Source organism: Bacillus sp. 22446 (assembly GCF_052044955.1).
GTDB classification, from domain to species: Bacteria; Bacillota; Bacilli; order Bacillales; family Bacillaceae; genus Bacillus; species Bacillus altitudinis.
In genome coordinates this window covers 212,904-229,401 of sequence record NZ_JBQEOD010000003.1, presented here as the reverse complement: position 1 = coordinate 229,401, position 16,498 = coordinate 212,904, and the positions used below count along the sequence as shown (strand labels likewise).

General features: G+C 41.9%; 14 protein-coding genes. All 14 read right to left on the bottom strand.

The window, feature by feature from the left end; genetic code table 11:
- Window positions 1-24 precede the first annotated feature (24 nt).
- The 14 genes from tuaH to ACTJJD_RS08380 all read right to left on the bottom strand — a co-directional run bounded on the left by tuaH (window position 25) and on the right by ACTJJD_RS08380 (window position 16,444).
- Complete coding sequence (gene tuaH, locus ACTJJD_RS08445; protein ID WP_440608296.1) at window positions 25-1,272, bottom strand: teichuronic acid biosynthesis protein TuaH; 1,248 nt, start codon at window positions 1,270-1,272, stop codon at window positions 25-27.
- Window positions 1,241-1,996, bottom strand: coding sequence for a teichuronic acid biosynthesis protein TuaG (tuaG, locus tag ACTJJD_RS08440; RefSeq protein ID WP_440608295.1), 756 nt, complete (start codon window positions 1,994-1,996; stop codon window positions 1,241-1,243). Before tuaG ends, tuaH begins: the two co-directional genes overlap by 32 nt.
- Window positions 1,997-2,020: 24 nt before the next feature.
- Entirely contained in the window at window positions 2,021-2,698 is a 678-nt protein-coding gene (gene tuaF / locus ACTJJD_RS08435) for a teichuronic acid biosynthesis protein TuaF (RefSeq protein ID WP_440608294.1), read from the bottom strand.
- A 61-nt stretch (window positions 2,699-2,759) separates the two neighbouring features.
- On the bottom strand, window positions 2,760-4,226 hold the full coding sequence (tuaE, locus tag ACTJJD_RS08430) for a teichuronic acid biosynthesis protein TuaE (RefSeq protein ID WP_224558744.1): 1,467 nt from the start codon (window positions 4,224-4,226) through the stop codon (window positions 2,760-2,762).
- Between the two features lie 39 nt (window positions 4,227-4,265).
- Window positions 4,266-5,195, bottom strand: coding sequence for an NAD-dependent epimerase/dehydratase family protein (locus ACTJJD_RS08425; protein WP_224558745.1), 930 nt, complete (start codon window positions 5,193-5,195; stop codon window positions 4,266-4,268).
- Window positions 5,196-5,209: 14 nt separating this feature from the next.
- The gene (gene tuaD / locus ACTJJD_RS08420; protein WP_008348289.1) at window positions 5,210-6,547 is read right to left on the bottom strand and encodes a UDP-glucose 6-dehydrogenase TuaD; all 1,338 of its coding nucleotides are present in this window, start codon (window positions 6,545-6,547) and stop codon (window positions 5,210-5,212) included.
- Between the two features lie 75 nt (window positions 6,548-6,622).
- Window positions 6,623-7,807: a teichuronic acid biosynthesis protein TuaC gene (gene tuaC / locus ACTJJD_RS08415; RefSeq protein WP_440608293.1), complete on the bottom strand. Its 1,185-nt coding sequence runs from the start codon at window positions 7,805-7,807 to the stop codon at window positions 6,623-6,625.
- On the bottom strand, window positions 7,804-9,255 hold the full coding sequence (gene tuaB, locus ACTJJD_RS08410; RefSeq protein WP_440608292.1) for a teichuronic acid biosynthesis protein TuaB: 1,452 nt from the start codon (window positions 9,253-9,255) through the stop codon (window positions 7,804-7,806). Before tuaB ends, tuaC begins: the two co-directional genes overlap by 4 nt.
- Before the next feature lie 18 nt (window positions 9,256-9,273).
- Window positions 9,274-9,933, bottom strand: a complete 660-nt coding sequence (locus tag ACTJJD_RS08405) for a sugar transferase (RefSeq protein WP_440600241.1) — start codon at window positions 9,931-9,933, stop codon at window positions 9,274-9,276.
- 198 nt (window positions 9,934-10,131) lie between these two features.
- Window positions 10,132-10,701, bottom strand: a complete 570-nt coding sequence (locus ACTJJD_RS08400) for a hypothetical protein (RefSeq protein WP_019743577.1) — start codon at window positions 10,699-10,701, stop codon at window positions 10,132-10,134.
- Window positions 10,702-10,845: 144 nt separating this feature from the next.
- On the bottom strand, window positions 10,846-12,336 hold the full coding sequence (locus ACTJJD_RS08395) for an N-acetylmuramoyl-L-alanine amidase (protein WP_440600240.1): 1,491 nt from the start codon (window positions 12,334-12,336) through the stop codon (window positions 10,846-10,848).
- Between the two features lie 138 nt (window positions 12,337-12,474).
- The gene (locus ACTJJD_RS08390) at window positions 12,475-13,965 is read right to left on the bottom strand and encodes an N-acetylmuramoyl-L-alanine amidase (RefSeq protein ID WP_073412878.1); all 1,491 of its coding nucleotides are present in this window, start codon (window positions 13,963-13,965) and stop codon (window positions 12,475-12,477) included.
- A gap of 21 nt (window positions 13,966-13,986) precedes the next feature.
- Complete coding sequence (locus ACTJJD_RS08385; RefSeq protein WP_440600239.1) at window positions 13,987-16,095, bottom strand: SpoIID/LytB domain-containing protein; 2,109 nt, start codon at window positions 16,093-16,095, stop codon at window positions 13,987-13,989.
- 25 nt (window positions 16,096-16,120) lie between these two features.
- Window positions 16,121-16,444 (bottom strand): hypothetical protein, encoded by a 324-nt coding sequence (locus ACTJJD_RS08380; RefSeq protein WP_024719258.1) that lies wholly within the window; start codon window positions 16,442-16,444, stop codon window positions 16,121-16,123.
- Window positions 16,445-16,498 lie beyond the last annotated feature (54 nt).

Sequence of the window (16,498 nt, the reverse complement as noted above, 5' to 3'; positions counted from 1 at the left end):
TAAAAACGCACAATCCTGAATGAATTATGCGTTTTCTTTAATATTCGTTAATTCCACCATGTTTGTGAACAGTGCGTGCCAATCTTTTTTCATTGCCCGGCTTTGTCTTAGATGTCTGCATGTCATGTCATCTTTTTTACTGATCACTTTCTGGCAGGCTTCGACGAAGAGAGCTGGATCTTCGCCCTCTACATATTCATACACATCATTCTCTTTTAGCCTTTCCGTTGATGGAAGATTTAAACCAACAACTGGGATTCCGGCAGCTAAAAATTCATACAGCTTGAGCGGAAAAACCGCTTGATTGTAAGGAGACTGTTTGTATGGCATCATCCCTACATCAATTAATTTCATATAAGCAGGCACTTCTTCTGGTGCGACTGCTCCTGTCCATATGACATTGGGCAGTTTGAGTGCATGCTGAAAAGATGGATCTCCATTCGTTCCATCCGGACCGACAAATAAAAATGTCCAATCTGGCTGCATGCGAGCAGCTTGAACGATCATGTCAAAATCGAGCTTCGGCTTGATCCCACCTATAAAGCCAAGAACCGTTCCCTTTCTTCCCTCTAGCACATCTTCCCTGCTAGGGAGGTTGCTTTTTGCAAACACATCATACTCGACGCCATTTTCTACTGTAAAGACATCTTTCGGTTCACCCATGAGCCTTTTTTTGATTTGATCATGTAAGTATTGTGAAGAGCACGTAATGCTGTGTGCATATTTAATAATGCGGTTTTCTGCTTTTACAATGACTCGCTGTCTCATATAAGAGAGAATGTTGTTTTTTCCGCTGATGGGCTCTCCCCACAGGTCACTGCAATCATACACAATATGTTTCCATTCAAATAAAGAGGATAAGAGCGGAAATCCCGGAAACGTATACCATAAACAGACGGCTATGCCCTGCTTTTCTTCTTGACGTAAATGCTCAAGAAGAGGAGATAATTTATGAAAATAAAACATATCTCGATAACGGCCAAAGCGAAAAAACTTGCTCTTGAGCACATCAGGAATGGTCATTTGCTTCATTCGATCCGTTATAGGCTGAAAGGGAGTTGAATGACGAGTGGAAGATGGGCATACCCAGATGACCTCTTTCGTTTCTGGATCAGATGCAAGAAATTCCGCCAGTCGATGCCGTCTGTACCTTAGGCCATCGTGTCCCCATTCTCCCGTTGCGACAATCACATGTATGATCGACTCTGCTTTCACCTTTATCACCTTTTTTCCCTTCTGTTTATAAGCGCTTTTTGACAGCATTTGTGGCATAGTGCATAAAACACCAAGATGCTTTCACAAAATGAAGCTGCTCAATTTCTCTATAGACAAACCATGTTTTTTTCGCTGCTTTCCACTTGTTACTAGAAATCGAGTTTCCCACGATCCGATATTCACTGAGCGGCTCACTCATTCCATAGGCAGTAAATCCTTTTTTTAAAATAGAGAGCCATGTGGCTAAGTCCTGCCTTGTTCGAATGTTTGGCATTTCCACATGTCCTACCTGTTGAAGATCGAGCATCACCGTCAAACAGCCGATAATCGTATTTTTTAAAGCTTCATTGTAGTTCAACTGAGCCGGCGCTGTGACGGTTTTTTGTAACGGCTCTCCATTTTCTGAAATGATGTCATATGCCGTGAAAGTAAAGGCATGATCATTTTCTAACATAAACTCGACCTGCTTTTCGAGCTTTGTCTGTTTCCACATATCATCGCTATCTAAAAAAGCGATAAAGCGGCCTTTCGCCTGTTTGATGGCTGTGTTTCTAGCAATAGCGGCTCCTCCGTTTTCCTCTAAATAAATGACGTTGATTCTGTCGTCCGTCTGACTTAATTCCCCTAACAGCTTCCTTGTGCCATCTGTTGAGCAATCATCTGCAATGATCAGCTCCCAGTTGGAATAAGTTTGGGCAAGGACGGAATGAACTGTATCCGTTAAATAACGTTCCGCATTATACGCCGGTGTAATAATTGATACTAACGGTTGATTGTTCACCTAAGACTCATCTCCAGTTCATCATTAAGATTCTTTGAACACTTCAGGTAACACCACAAACATAAGCGAGATGCTAAGGCCAATGACAAGTCCAAGCAGTGCTCGTTTTTTCGCTGACATCCCTTTGTTCCCTTCATCAAGCACTTGGGCAGGATCGACAATCTTTGCCTGCTTCATACCCAGCTTTGTCGATTCCAATTCATATAAAAATCGTTCTTTATCGACTTTGGAGTCATTGCTGACAGATTCATCTTCAAGAGCGGATAGTCTTCTTTCAATGACTTGCTGTCTTTTCGTAAATAAGGCTTTGTCCTGCTTTAAAAATGTATCTGACACTTGTTTCACTACCGCCAAAGCTCGAGCTTGATCAGCATCTGTAAACGACAACTGCAATTGTGTATCGGACTGGTTAGTGAGAATCAAACGATTTTTCACATCCTGCCTTTCTTCTTCCTTTACATCCCGGAGTGCTTGATTCAGAAATGCATCACTTTTTAATAGAGATGTCACTTCTTCCATATTGTTATACACACCGTCGTCATATTTCCCAAGCGTCAAGATCACAGCAGCTGTGTAACTAGACTGTTCTACTGTCCCCTTGGCAAAAAAGAAACCAAAAGCAGCTAATGCGACAGGCAACAGCACAAGCCAGACGATATATTTTTTCATTCGCTTCCCTATTCTTAACATAAAACCAGACATGCTCATTCTCCCAACATTGACGTATTTGCTTTTTCACTAGTGTAGCCATACAAACTCAGCATCACACGTTTGCCCACGGCTTGAAGCGCTGTTTATTTTTCATGATATTGACCGCTGCGATCACCAGACCTAGAAACACCCAGTGGAAATATAAATTCGAGACCGAACTCGGACTGATACTTGAGACGAGAAAGCTCAGCATGGCAGCAAATAGACCTTCAATGATCATCTTGGCTGATCTCGTGTCAGCCAATTGGTATTGTTTGTACAGTGAGAACATGAGATAGGCATACACTGAGATATAACCTAGCATGACGGCAAACCCAAAATTCGTCATCACCTCTAGCAACCAATTGTGAACTTCCACGACCTGATCTGTATCAAAGATAGAAAAGTGAGCTAAGTAATAAGACACATTGCCCGCTCCAACCCCGAATCCATATGAATTCGTAAAGAAATGCCAGGCGTTTTTGATTAAATTCGCCCGGGCAATGTTGGACGGAAGTGGTTCGCTAAAAGAATGAGCGACCTGAGAAGCGAGAAACAAGTCATAAAAGACAGAATAGATTTTGGCTGAAAAAATGGCGATACAGATGAATCCAAGCCCGCCTGCTGCCATGATAGACCACTTTTTTAAAAAGCGAGGCATCAGTAGCCATACATAGATTGCCGCTCCAGCTAATATGCCAAGCAAGCTGGCGCGCGATTCTGTTAACAAAATAAGATACAGCGCTAAGATGGCTCCTAGTAATCCGAACGCTTTGATATAACCATTTTTCATTTGGCGCATGCACGCCACATATAAGAAAAAGCTAATAGATAAAAACGTCGCAAAGTCATTTTGGTTAAAGAAGACAGCCGTAGGATAGTGCTGTTTGTACGCTGGTCCAAGATATAATGAGGTATTCGGTAAATGATTCAAGGTCAAGTGATTATAGAACCCGATTCCCATCACAAATACAGTCATGACTAGCCAAATACTATAAAAAGTCACGATCTGATCCATTCGCTGAATGTACATGACCACAAGAAAGACAAAACCCATTCCCATCGCAAGAAGAGACATATATTTCAGGCCGTCTGTGACCGAATGAGCCCAAAGCAGTGAGATGAGTCCGTAAAGAAACCATGCAGCGAAAAAACCAAGAATGCCTTTAACACGAATTTGCTGCCACTGGGATATGTACGTTCCTTTGTCTCTCATCCGCCATATGAATAAAGCAAAGACAGCCAAGAGCATGATGCGGTAGAGAAAGAGACTAAAGAACCCAACACTAATAGAGAAAAAAGCATTATTGAGAAATGTTAATGCAATTAAAAGGTAAATGGCTGACATGAATATGTGTTCACCATTCATGTAGAGCTTCATACATATAGCAGCCGCCATGAGCACCACAAGTAAAACCGGAATGACCACCATCTTCTTTAACCCGATAGGCTGTGCGGATGCCATTTGTACAAGCCCTATACCCGCTGCTAATAACATACATCCGATCATGATTTGCCATGCTGTTTGTTTCACACTCATACCTATTTTCCTCCTAAGCAACCCATCCGATTTGAGGGATTAAGCCTTTACTTCCTGTTCATAGTAGGAAATGGTACGAGCCAAACCTTCTTGTAAAGTCACAACAGGCTCCCATGCTAAGACTTGTTTCGTTTCCTCATTTGCCAATGTACTATGCACAATATCTCCTGCACGCTGCGGCTTATAAATCGGTTCAAGATCTGATCTCGTGACTCGCTTCATCGTTTGAAACAGCTCATTCACAGTGATGGAATGACCACATGAGATATTTAAACAAACGTTTGATTGAGCGGTTAAAGCTGCAACATTCGCTGCGGCTAGATCGCCTACATAGATGAAATCTCTTGTTTGTTCCCCGTTTCCGAAGATGAAAGGTGCCTCATGCTTTGCAAACTTATCAGAAAAAATTGAGACAACACCGCCTTCACCACGTGCGTCTTGGCGCGGACCATATACATTGCTGTACCGCATAATACAATAGTCCACATCATAGAGTGATTTTGCCATGTGTAAGTATCGTTCAACTGTCAGTTTTGACAAGCCATAAGGTGAACCAGGCTGCAGTGGATGAGCTGTGTCGACCGGCAGATAGACTGGGTCTCCATAAACTGCTGCCGATGAGGCAAACACCACTTTCTCCACCCCGGCTTCAGCCGCTGCTTTGATCACATGCAGCGAACCTTTAATATTGACCTCTTCGTCGTAGACGAAATGTTGAACCGAAACGGCTACACTCACTTGGGCTGCAAGATGAATGATATAATCTGGTGCAATGTGTTTGATCAAATCGACCGTTTCTGATTTTGTGACATCTGCTTCAATGCATTGTACGGAAAGATGAGCAATATTTTCCTTCGATCCAGTTGAAAAGTTATCAAGAACGATGGGCTCATAACCTTTCTCTAATAAAGCCTCTACCGTATGAGACCCTATAAATCCACTTCCCCCAGTTACCAATACTTTCTTCATCCAAGTTCCCCCTATTATTGTGCCTTCGATACCAATTCTGTTTCCCATACGCCTGGGCGGCCGATGGACTGGTAAATAAATCCTCTCTCTTTCATTTCTGCTGGATCAAACAAATTCCTTCCATCAATTAAAATGGGAGAACGAAGCAGCTGCTTGATCTGATCCTTATCCATCTTCTGTACGTCATCCCATTCCGTTAAGATGAGACAAGCATCTGTATCTTTCACTGTTTCATAGAGATCATTGCTGAAGACCGCCTGCGGGCCAAGCTCTCTTTCTGCTTCTACATAAGCAATTGGATCATAGGCTTTGACAAAAGCTCCGAGCTCTCTCAGCATTGGGATAATATCTAGTGCTGGCGCTGAACGCATATCGTTTGTATTTGGTTTAAATGCGAGCCCTAAAACGGAAATCGTTTTTCCTTTAATATCACCGAACACACTCATCAGTTTGCTGACAAGATGGGCTCTTTGGTGGTTGTTTGTTTCAATGACAGATTCGATCAGCTTGAACCGGTAGCCAGCTGTTTCGGCAATTTTGAGAAGAGCCATCGTATCTTTTGGGAAACAAGAACCACCAAATCCAATACCTGCTTTTAAAAATTTATGCCCGATCCGGCTGTCTAACCCAACGCCTTCGCTGACTTTTTCCACATCAGCACCAACTCTCTCGCAAATGTTCGCAATGTCATTGATGAATGAGATTTTTGTGGCGAGCATGGCATTTGCCGCATACTTAATCATTTCTGCACTTTCTAGATTGGTCTCAACCACCTCTGTTTGAAACGGATCATGCAATTTTTTAATGATCGTGGATGCATGTGAGCTTGTAGAGCCAATCACCGCTCTCTCCATATTCATCGTATCTTGAATAGCTGAACCTTCCCGCAGAAACTCTGGATTGGAGACGACGTCAAATGGATATTTACTGCGTGAAGCCTTTTGAACAATGGCTTGAACAAGACGTCCTGTTCCAACCGGCACTGTGCTCTTATTCACGATGATTTTGTAGCCATTCAGGTGTTCCCCAACCGTTTGAGCCACAGCTTTCACGAATGTTAAATCCGCTTCCCCCTGAGGTGTCATTGGTGTTCCTACAGCAATATAAATAATCTCTGATTCTCGAATTGCAGCGGGAATATTGGTTGTAAAACACAATCTTCCTTCTTCTGTATTCTTCTCAATCAATTCCTTTAAGCCCGGTTCATAAATTGGAACGAGACCGCTTTTTAAGCTGTTGATTTTTGATTCGTCGATGTCACAACAAATGACGCGATTTCCGATATCAGCAAAACAAGTACCCGATACTAACCCGACATATCCTGTTCCAATCACAGCAATTTTCTTCAACATGTTTCATCCTCTCAGTAAAAGCATATTGGTCGTTCCAAACTGTTTATCTATCAGTCTTTGCACATTTCATCCTGTTTAAACGGTGGATGTTGATTGATTCTGCACCTTTTCATATTGCTGAATCAGGAGCTTAGCATTATGTGATGATGAATAATCTGTATGGACGATGTGGAGAAGATCGTTCTTCACTTGCTCGTTCCATCTGTTTTCATAAAGATAAGCGTGAATCGCTTCTTTTAGCTGACTCGTTGAACGCGGTTCAATGAGCAGATGTTGATAGATAGAAAATAGTGACGGGAGACCACCAACCCGTGTTGCGATGACAGGCAGTTTTAAAGCGAGCGCCTCAAGGACGACAGTCGGCATTCCTTCACTGTAGGATGGAAGGACAAACAGGTCAGCTGCCATTAAATAATGTTTGACTTGTTCATTCGGCACCTGCCCCGGGAGTATAATGGATTCTCCCGCCCGTTCGGCTAGCTCCTTTGCGAGGGGGCCTTTTCCGACAAAGACGGCTTTTACACCCTCCATCCCGCTGACAGCTTCCGCTAATTCAAGCAAACCTTTCTCTTTGACTAAACGGCCGACAAAAACGACGAGCTTGTCGTGAAGCGGTAAACCAATCTGCTTTCTGATGGCTGTTTGATCCCCTGGTGTTCTAGAAAATGACTTGAGCGGAATTCCAAGCGGGAGGCATTGCGCATCCACCTCTGTCATGTCATGTGTTTTCTTTGCCAGCTCTTCACTCACCGTGAGAACAGCAGACGCCTGTTTTACTGCTGCTTTAAAGGCTGCAAGCGCCCCTTGGCTATAGGTTGGATAGACGTTCACATCACTGCCGTGTAAGGTCAGAAGATAAGGGATGTTTGCTTCCTTTTTGATCACAGCTGCTGCGCCACCAGACGGCATGGCAAAGTGCGCATGGATGAAATCCGGTGACAGTTCATAACGCTCCATTGTGCGCAGGACAGAAGCTGCGATTCGTTTACTCGGCTGAGCCCATTTTAGCTGTCCAGGCAGCGCTGTATAGGGCGGTCTGTAAACCGGCACGCCGCACCTCACTTCCTGCTCGGGAAGATCTTTTCTCTGACGATAGGAAACTTTAAGCATCCGTAAGATGGGCGGATTGACAGGAGTAGGACAAATCACACTCACTTCTACGCCCTGTTTGACCAGCTCCTGCACTTGCGTTTCATGGAAGACGCCTTCACTTGGATGTTTTTCACTAGGATATACACTTGTCAGCCATAGCACCTTCATGACGAACGACCTCTTCTCCATAATTTCCCTGCCATCTGCGGATACATTTTGACAAGCAGCAAGCTATATAAAGCCGCACTTAAACCAATCGTCAGTAGTAATTGAAGCAATATATCCGCTGATATCAGCTTCATCCCTTGATGAACAGCCACTGCGCAGGCGGCCATTAACAGCGTCATGACAGCAGGCTTTACGAGTGATTTTACATACACCTTCATATCTAGCTGAATGACATAAGCCATCAGCCACCTGCCGACAATGAAGTTCAGCAGGCTGACCCCTGAGTAGACCCAAGCTACAGACAATAGACTGCCAGTATGGACTCCTGCATATAAGGCGCATCCATATACGATGAGCATGCCTGTATCCCAATAAAAAGCTAAGTCAGCTCTTCCTTTTGCAAGAAGGATGGAACCATTTGGATTCATCAGCACACGAAGTAGACCGACAATGCACAAAATATTCAAAACCGGGACCGCCACTAGCCATTTCTCTCCAAACACCACTTCTATAAAGCTATCTGATACGGCAGCAAGACCGATGAGTAGTGGAAAACTAATGAGTGCAAGCATATTCGTCATGCTGAGGAAGCCCTCACGCAGCCTAGAGTGATCACGCTGACTTTTTGCGAAAACTGGGAAAGCCACTCTCGTCACAATCGGGTTAATTTTCAGCACCGGAATTGTGACGATTTGATAAGCCAGGCTGTAAATCCCTAAAGCCTCTGCTCCAAGAAACCGTCCTATTAAAATCATGTCGATGTTTGAACCTGCCCGATTGACGAGTCTTGACGCAAGCTGGAAAGCCCCGAAGGAGAAAAACTCTTTCACTTCCCCTAATGCGAAAACGGGTGCTGGGCGCCACTTCTTCCAATAAGCCGCTGCATACATGAGTCCTTTTCCTGATTGAAGCAGTACTTGAGAGATCACATAGGCCACAATTGGATTGATAAAAAAGGCTAGGATGAGTAGAACAATCAATGAAATGATCGTTGCTATCGTCTCAATCGTACTTAAGGTTTTAAAGGCTAAATCTTTCTGCATCATATATTGGTATTGCTGACCAATTGGTGCAATGAGAAACATGATTGATAATAATTTGAGCAAGCCTTCTAGCTCAGGTCTGGCATAAAAGGCGGCAATCAAGGGACTTGCGAGGATCAATACACAAAACAAGAGAATCCCCGTCAGCAAGTTGATCCAATATAATGTAGATAACTGACGTTCTGTCGTTTGTTCCTTTTGAATGATCGCAGCACCGATGCCTAGATCAAGTAAAATCTGTGTAAATATTGTGACAGTTGTGATCATGCCAACGAGTCCAAATTCTTTCAGTGACATTACGTTTCCTAAAAAGGCGAACTGTGCAATTTGGATGATGGTAATGATCAATGCGGACAAGCTTGTCCATTTTGCTCCGCCCAGCAGGCGATTTTTCATACTTGCCATTTCTCTTCCCTACTTTACTTATCTGGCTCCGTCACCAGTCACGATGACTTTTAACGTTTTTACCATAATCTTCGTGTCGAGAGAAAATGTCAAGTCTTGAATATACTGTAAGTCGTGTGATAATTTTTCACTTGGACTCATTTCATATCCCCCATTTACTTGAGCGAGACCTGTCAGCCCCGGCTTCACTGTCAGTCTTTTTGTAAAGCCTGGAATCGTCCGATTAAATTCGGCAGTAAACATTGGTCTTTCAGGACGTGGACCTACAATACTCATTTCTCCTTTTAACACGTTGATAAATTGCGGCAGTTCATCAATTCTTGTTTTTCTGATGAATGCCCCCACTTTGGTGATACGAGGGTCATTTTTTTGCGCCCATTTCGCTCCTCCGCTTTCTGCGTTGGTTCTCATCGATCTGAGCTTCCATAATTTAAAGTAGACACCGTCTTTTCCGACCCTTTCCTGCATATAAAAGGCTGGCCCTGGTGTTTCTAGCTTAATTAAAAGGGCAAACAGTAAAATGATTGGCGTACTCAACATCAATCCGATGAACGAGAACACGACATCTATGAAACGTTTTGCAAATAAATATCGAACCATATGTTCTGTTAAAGCAAAAGAGTGGTTTCGTCTCACTTCATATTCTCTGTAAAGGTTCATCGCTTTCTCTGCGCTCACTGACCTGCACCTCACCATTCAAAGTAGTTGTTGTGTAAAGAGATGTTCTATGAAAGTCAGTTTAGCAGAGCAACATTAAGCAAATGTAAATGGGCTGTTAAGTCTTGTAAAAGTGTGTTAAGAATGTGCCCTTATATCAAGTTATGCCCTTTTAAACGTAAAAAAGACCCGCATATCTGCGGGTCTACGTGTCTTTTTTTATTTTGCCTTTACGGATTCGATCGTCTTCAGTCTAAGCGTTCCGTTTGCATCTTTTGTATACGTTACTTTCACTTTTGATTCTTCTTTTAGGCTGTTCACTTGTTTAGAAAATGTATTTCCGAATTGAATGGCTACTTCTTTTCCATCAATGTTGACAGCAATTGTATGTCCATCAGCCAAACCGACATATGTGCCTTCTTTGGTGACTTCATTTTTCTTCGTTGTAGATTCTTTTTTTGTTTTAGATTCAGCTTTTGACTGATCATTTGTCGTTTCTTCTTTTGTGATTTCCTTACTTGAGCTTTCTTTTGCATCTTCATCAGATTGACCTGCTTGGTCTTCTGTTTGAGCAGCTGTTTCTTTGCTTTCATCATCTGCTTTTTCACTTGCAGACTTGTCTTCCGTCTTTTCATCTGTTGCATTTTCTTTCTTTTGATCTGCTGCTTCAGTTGTTTCTTTTTTGCTGTTATCCGTATTGTTATCGTTTGACTGATTTGATGTGCCGCATGCTGTGAGCATTACACCTAGAAGTAAGACTAAAAACGGCATTGTGATTAATTTTTTCAAGATCGTCACCTCTTCATGATTTGTCGATTTGCTGTCATTGGAAGGCAAATACGTGAAAAATCCACCCTCTATGTTTCGATTATAACAAAAATAACCTGAAATGAAATGTATTTTTAACTTGACATATCATTCATCCGATCTATTTTATTCAAAATATTGAGATACACCTGCTGCGATTCCTGAAGCCAGTCGCTCCTTGGCAGTCGTTGATTTTAATATACTGGCATCAATCGGACTGGTTACGAACCCCGTTTCAAGCAAGATGCTGGGCATTTTTGAATACTTGATCACGTAGAATCCTGCTGTTTTCACACCGCGATCTCTTGTGCCAAGGGCTTTCACCATCTGGGGCTGTACCTTTTGTGCCAGCTTTAAACTATTGGCCGAAGCATACGTCGCATCATAATACGTTTCTGTTCCATTTGCACCGCTATGATCATTTGCATTGGCATGGATGCTGATGAACACATCCGCACCAGCCTGTGATCCTTTGCTTACACGTGTTTGCAAGGAATCAAATGTATCAGATGTTCTAGACATGACCGTCAGCGCACCCGCTTGTTTGAGCCTTGCTTGCAGTTTTAACGCGACATCCAGATTAACATTTTTTTCAAACAGCCCATTTCCTACCGCTCCAGCATCCTGTGCACCATGACCTGGATCAATAAAGATGGTTTCACCTAACACATGATTTTTCAGCTGTGTGATCACACTGGTTCGTATGGTTGATGTTCCGCCCAACACTGTAAATGTTGAAATCTTTTTAGACCCAATGACACGACGAATCGCATCTGGCACTGATTGAGCGTCTGTAAGAAGAAGGGTTTGCCCTTGCTTGGCTGCCGTACTTGCCGCAGCTGCCGCATCGGCATATGCATAGCCGTTACTCATATACGTTTGGGTTGTCTTCATTGGGTATGTGTTCGCAATTCGGGCTGCCACTTCATACCGATTGGCTCCGCTGATTCTCACGGGTGATGGCAGTTTTTGATAGGCTGCTTGATTGACACTTGTTTCCCCGCCAATCGCAATCGTCCGTTTCACCGCTTTGCTTTTTAATAGATTGGCTGTTTCCTGCCGCAGCCCCTTTGCATCGGTTAATAAAATAGGAAAGCCCTGTTTTGCAGCATACGGAGCAATCGCCACAGCGTCTGCATAAGCAGAACCATTCACAATCACAGCTGTATCAGCACTCTTCATTTGCTTAGCAACGTTTGCCGCCAATTCATATCGATTCTTTCCTTGTATTCGCGATACGGATAGATTCATTGCTTTTAGCTGCGCTACGACTTTTTGCGAAATACTTGCGGTTCCGCCAAGAATGATAACACGCTTCGTTTTCAACTGCTGAAGACCTGACTTAGTTGCACCTGAAAGACTGCTAGTATTCGTTAACAGCACTGGGGCTCCTTGCTGAAAGGCATACGGCACAGCACTTAGCGCATCAGCATAAGCTTCACCGCCTACTAAAACAACTGTAGGTGCTGTCGACCAGCCTCGTTTTGCAGCGTTAACTGCCACCTCATATCGATTACTTCCCTCAATTTTCGATACATTGTGCTGCGCAAATGCTGATGGTGCATACAAACATAGTGAAACCACAATCAAAACAAAACATTTGATATAAGAACGCATGAAGTCAACCTCCTTGGTTTTGAACCCTTCATCCTGGAACCCGGAAACACTTCATGTACTTTTAAAAAAGGCTGCCGAGAGTCGTTTCTCGAGCAGCCTAAGAGGTGTATCTTCGGCACCCCTCATCTGTATGTTTTCTTATCTAAAATAGCCTGAAACACCGCTTGAAATACCTGACGCCAATCGATCTTTATAAGTAGCGGATTTCAAAATATTTGAATCAACTGGACTGGAAACAAAACCAGTTTCTAAGAGAACACTTGGCATCTTAGAATATTTAATGACGTAGAAGGCAGCTGTCTTCACGCCACGGTCTCTTGTGCCTAATGCACTGACCATTTTAGGCTGAATATTTTGCGCGAGCTTCAAGCTGTTTGTTGCCGCATATGTTTTGTCATAATATGTTTCAGTTCCATTTGCACTGCTATTATCATTTGAGTTCGCATGGACACTGATGAAGATATCTGCATTTGCTGACGCACCTTTGCTCACCCGTGTTTGAAGACTGTCGAATGTGTCTGATGTTCTTGACATGGTAGTGAGTGCACCAGCATTTTTCAGTTTAGTGTTCACTCTCTTCGCTACGTCTAAGTTTAAATTTTTCTCATAAAGACCATATCCTACAGCACCAGAATCTTGAGCACCATGGCCAGGGTCAAGAAATACTTTTTTACCTACAACTGGGTTCTTTAATTGAGATGCTACAGTATTCGTCACTGTCGTTGAATTTCCGACTACTGTGAATTTCGATATGTTTTTACTGCCGATAATTGACCGAGTATGGACAGGCAGAGTTTTCTCATTTGTTAATAAAAGAGCTTTCTTTTCTTTCGCTGCAATTCCAGCAGCTGCTGGTGCAGAGGCATAACCAAATCCTCTCGCGACATACGTATTGCTCGTACTTAGTTTATACTTATTCACAATCTTTGCTGCAATATCATAGCGGTTAGCGCCCTTTATTCTCGTTGGCGACTTTAGCTTGTTGTATGCTGCTTTGGTAACATACGATTCGCCGCCAATCACAATTGTTTGCTTAATATTACTAGCTTTTGCGAAAGTTGAAATTTCAGAACGAAGTCCCTTTTTATCTGTATATAAAATTGGGAAACCTTTTTGTGCAGCATATGGCGCAATCGCAATCCCATGCGCATACGAATGACCTTCTACAACCACTACACCAGCTGGTTTTTTCATTTGCTTTGCAATATTCGTAGAGATTTCATATCTGTTCTTTCCCGTAATTCGTTTTGTTGAAATCCCTAGTTTTTTTACTTGATTGATGACATTATTTGAAACACTTGCCGTCGTTCCAATCGCAATCACATTTTTCGCTTTTAATGACGTTAATCCTTTCTTCGTTTCTGATGAAAGGTTTTTACTATTTGTAAAAAGAACTGGCGCATTATGTTGATACGCTAAAGGGACAGCTGCTGTTGCATCAGCGTAAGCTTTTTTCCCTACTAGCACAACGGTATTCGCTGTTCCCCAACCTTTTTTCGCCACATTGACAGATAAAGAGTAACGATTTCCCCCATCTATTCGTGATACAGAATTGTCCGCTGAAGCTGTTGGAACAATAATGAAAATGGCGATGAGGCTGAGGATGGCTGTTTTAATCATTGAGCGCATCTTCTGTGTCCTCCCTTAACTTTAATAATTTGTTAGTTTTGTACCTGGATAGTAGAACGAAAGTATAGAAGAATACGAGTTTCCAGATTCAGCTCTAGCTTTGGCGCCGTATTGACTCATCCCAATGCCGTGACCATAACCTTTTCCTGAAATCGTGAAATCATTTGTATTATTCTTTACTGACGCAAACGTACTTTTCACCTTTGTTGCGCCCATGACTGTTCTAAACTCTGTCATTTTCATACTTGCCGTTGTACTTTTGTTCACTGTATACGTACCTGTTTTGTTTTTCAGATGGTAATTCAGCTTGATTGAAACGGTCTTCGCACGCTGACCTTTTGTTTTTCCTGAGAATGTCAGGCTTGAAATAGATGCAATTCTCATGTCAGATGCAGCTGCTTCTTTATTTTTCAACAGCCATGATTTTAGACCAGCAAGGTCGGCAGCATTGGCTTCTTTTGCCTTAGACCACTCAGAAGCTGCTGTACTTGCAGTCAACGTAGTGCCTAATTGCTTTTTAGACAACTTCAGTGTCCACGCATTGACAGGATCTTTTGTGTCCTGCTTGGCGACTAAGTATGGCAGTGCATTTCCCCATACTTCTTCACTCGCCTCAGTGTATCCACCATTACTAGAATAATAGGTGGCTGAAATAAGTTGATTGTTGTATTTTAGAACCTTGCCTTTTGTGGCATCAACAGCTTTTGTCGAATTTGTGTACCAGTTATATCCTCCATATACTTGGAAGGCTGTTGTATCAGGTACGACTTTTCCAATACTTTTCACTGAATACGTTCTAGCGGCAACCGCTTGTGCTTTTAATGCCTCAACATGCCAGCTTGCAGGCATTTCGTTTGGCACAACACCTTTTAGATAGTCTTCAAATGGAATATTTTCATTAGTCGGCCTGATATATCCTGATTCAATAGCAAAGTTGACGTTACCTAAGTAAGGCTTCCCTGCGATTTGAAGGACATTTTTGGTTGAATATTTCTCAGGAACAACTCTTACTGTGTTATATGTCTTAATGCCTTTTAATGAAATTTTTCCGTTAGAAATATTCAATTGGTAGTTTTGATTTTTTTTCAGATAGACTTGTTTGGCTAAAGCGTTTTTGAGCGTATCTGAAAGCACACTTGAACTGCCTGCTATATGATATGTATGTGTGCCGTTTTCTTTTAAAAGTTTCTTTAAAGAAGAAGAGAAAGAATCTTTTTTGACATAAATCATAGTACGATTATTTTTCGCTGCTAAAAGTGACATAGGAATTGCATATTTTGAGCTAGAACCTTTAGCAAGATATACTTTATCTACATTTAACTTTAATTTCTTGATGATGTTAACTGAAAGTTCATAGCGGTTTTCACCACTGATTCGTGTAACTTGTGAAGTCTTTTTTAATTGTTTTTCTACTTTTTCGCTAATGCTTTTTGTACTTCCAACTACAATTACCTTACTAGGAATCTTATAAGTCGGAATTGAATTTTTCTTTGTTAATAAGATTGGATACCCATTTCTAGCTGCATAAGAGATCATGGATGTCCCATTCATAAAGGAAGCCCCACCAGCAACAATTGCCTGCTTATAACTCCCCATCTCTTTGGCTACTTTTTGAGATATTTCAAATTTATCTTTTCCACTTATTCTTCTAATCTTCCCGTACTTTTTTAAGGTTTTCTCAGTTGTAGACGAAATACTTTTTGTATTCCCAATGATTAAGATGTTATCGGGTTTCATTTTTTTAATTTGGTTCTCAGTTGCTTTTGTTAGCTTCGCAGCACCAGAATAAAGAATTGGTGAATTTAATTTATAAGCCAATGGAGAAACGGTCATTGCATGATCGAAAGCATCCTTATTTACGACAACGATAGTTGATGGATTCTTCCAGCCAGCATCAGCAATACTATTGGCTACTTCGTATCTATTATTCCCCTCATATCTTTTCGTCACAGCAACATTGGATCCTGACAACTTGTATTCCCCAGTTGTTGAAATATCCATGCTTGTTTTGTTTCCGATATAATTAGACAATTTCACTGAAATTGTCGAGCTGGCCATGGCAGACTGAAAAGGTGCAATTAGTAGTGTCATTGTCATGAGAACGATAAGTGTAATGCCTGTTTTCTTCAATTTTGTTCATCCCGCCCATCTTTTTTTACTTCTGTTTTTCAATTTTTTGAATTTCTTTTTGACCATTGTCATTGATAAAGTAAGAGATTTCTACTTTGTCACCTGGTTTAAATTCATTTAATACATCTTTAAAATTATCCGTAAATTCATAGCTTAAGGTCGTATTCACTTTTTTTACTTCGACTGTATGTGCATCAGCCATTCCAATAAATTCAGCTTTTTCTTCCAGCACCTGAGGAGTTGAACTGCTTGTCTTGTTTTCTCCTGAGGATTGCTCAGCCGTTCCACATGCTGTGAGCACGATACCTAGTAGTAGTATTAAGAACGGTAAAACGACGATTTTCTTCATTTTTTTCACCTCATGTCTTTGTATCGTCTTATAACTTAATATTTTAAGGTAAAT

What these genes read in the sequence shown, in the direction of transcription:
- tuaH (WP_440608296.1), bottom strand. Translation starts at nt 1,272, where the DNA reads ATGCCACAAATGCTGTCAAAAAGCGCTTATAAACAGAAGGGAAAAAAG.
- tuaF (WP_440608294.1), bottom strand. Translation starts at nt 2,698, where the DNA reads ATGTCTGGTTTTATGTTAAGAATAGGGAAGCGAATGAAAAAATATATC.
- tuaE (WP_224558744.1), bottom strand. Translation starts at nt 4,226, where the DNA reads ATGAGTGTGAAACAAACAGCATGGCAAATCATGATCGGATGTATGTTA.
- ACTJJD_RS08425 (WP_224558745.1), bottom strand. Translation starts at nt 5,195, where the DNA reads ATGAAGAAAGTATTGGTAACTGGGGGAAGTGGATTTATAGGGTCTCAT.
- tuaD (WP_008348289.1), bottom strand. Translation starts at nt 6,547, where the DNA reads ATGTTGAAGAAAATTGCTGTGATTGGAACAGGATATGTCGGGTTAGTA.
- tuaC (WP_440608293.1), bottom strand. Translation starts at nt 7,807, where the DNA reads ATGAAGGTGCTATGGCTGACAAGTGTATATCCTAGTGAAAAACATCCA.
- tuaB (WP_440608292.1), bottom strand. Translation starts at nt 9,255, where the DNA reads ATGGCAAGTATGAAAAATCGCCTGCTGGGCGGAGCAAAATGGACAAGC.
- ACTJJD_RS08395 (WP_440600240.1), bottom strand. Translation starts at nt 12,336, where the DNA reads ATGCGTTCTTATATCAAATGTTTTGTTTTGATTGTGGTTTCACTATGT.
- ACTJJD_RS08390 (WP_073412878.1), bottom strand. Translation starts at nt 13,965, where the DNA reads ATGCGCTCAATGATTAAAACAGCCATCCTCAGCCTCATCGCCATTTTC.
- ACTJJD_RS08380 (WP_024719258.1), bottom strand. Translation starts at nt 16,444, where the DNA reads ATGAAGAAAATCGTCGTTTTACCGTTCTTAATACTACTACTAGGTATC.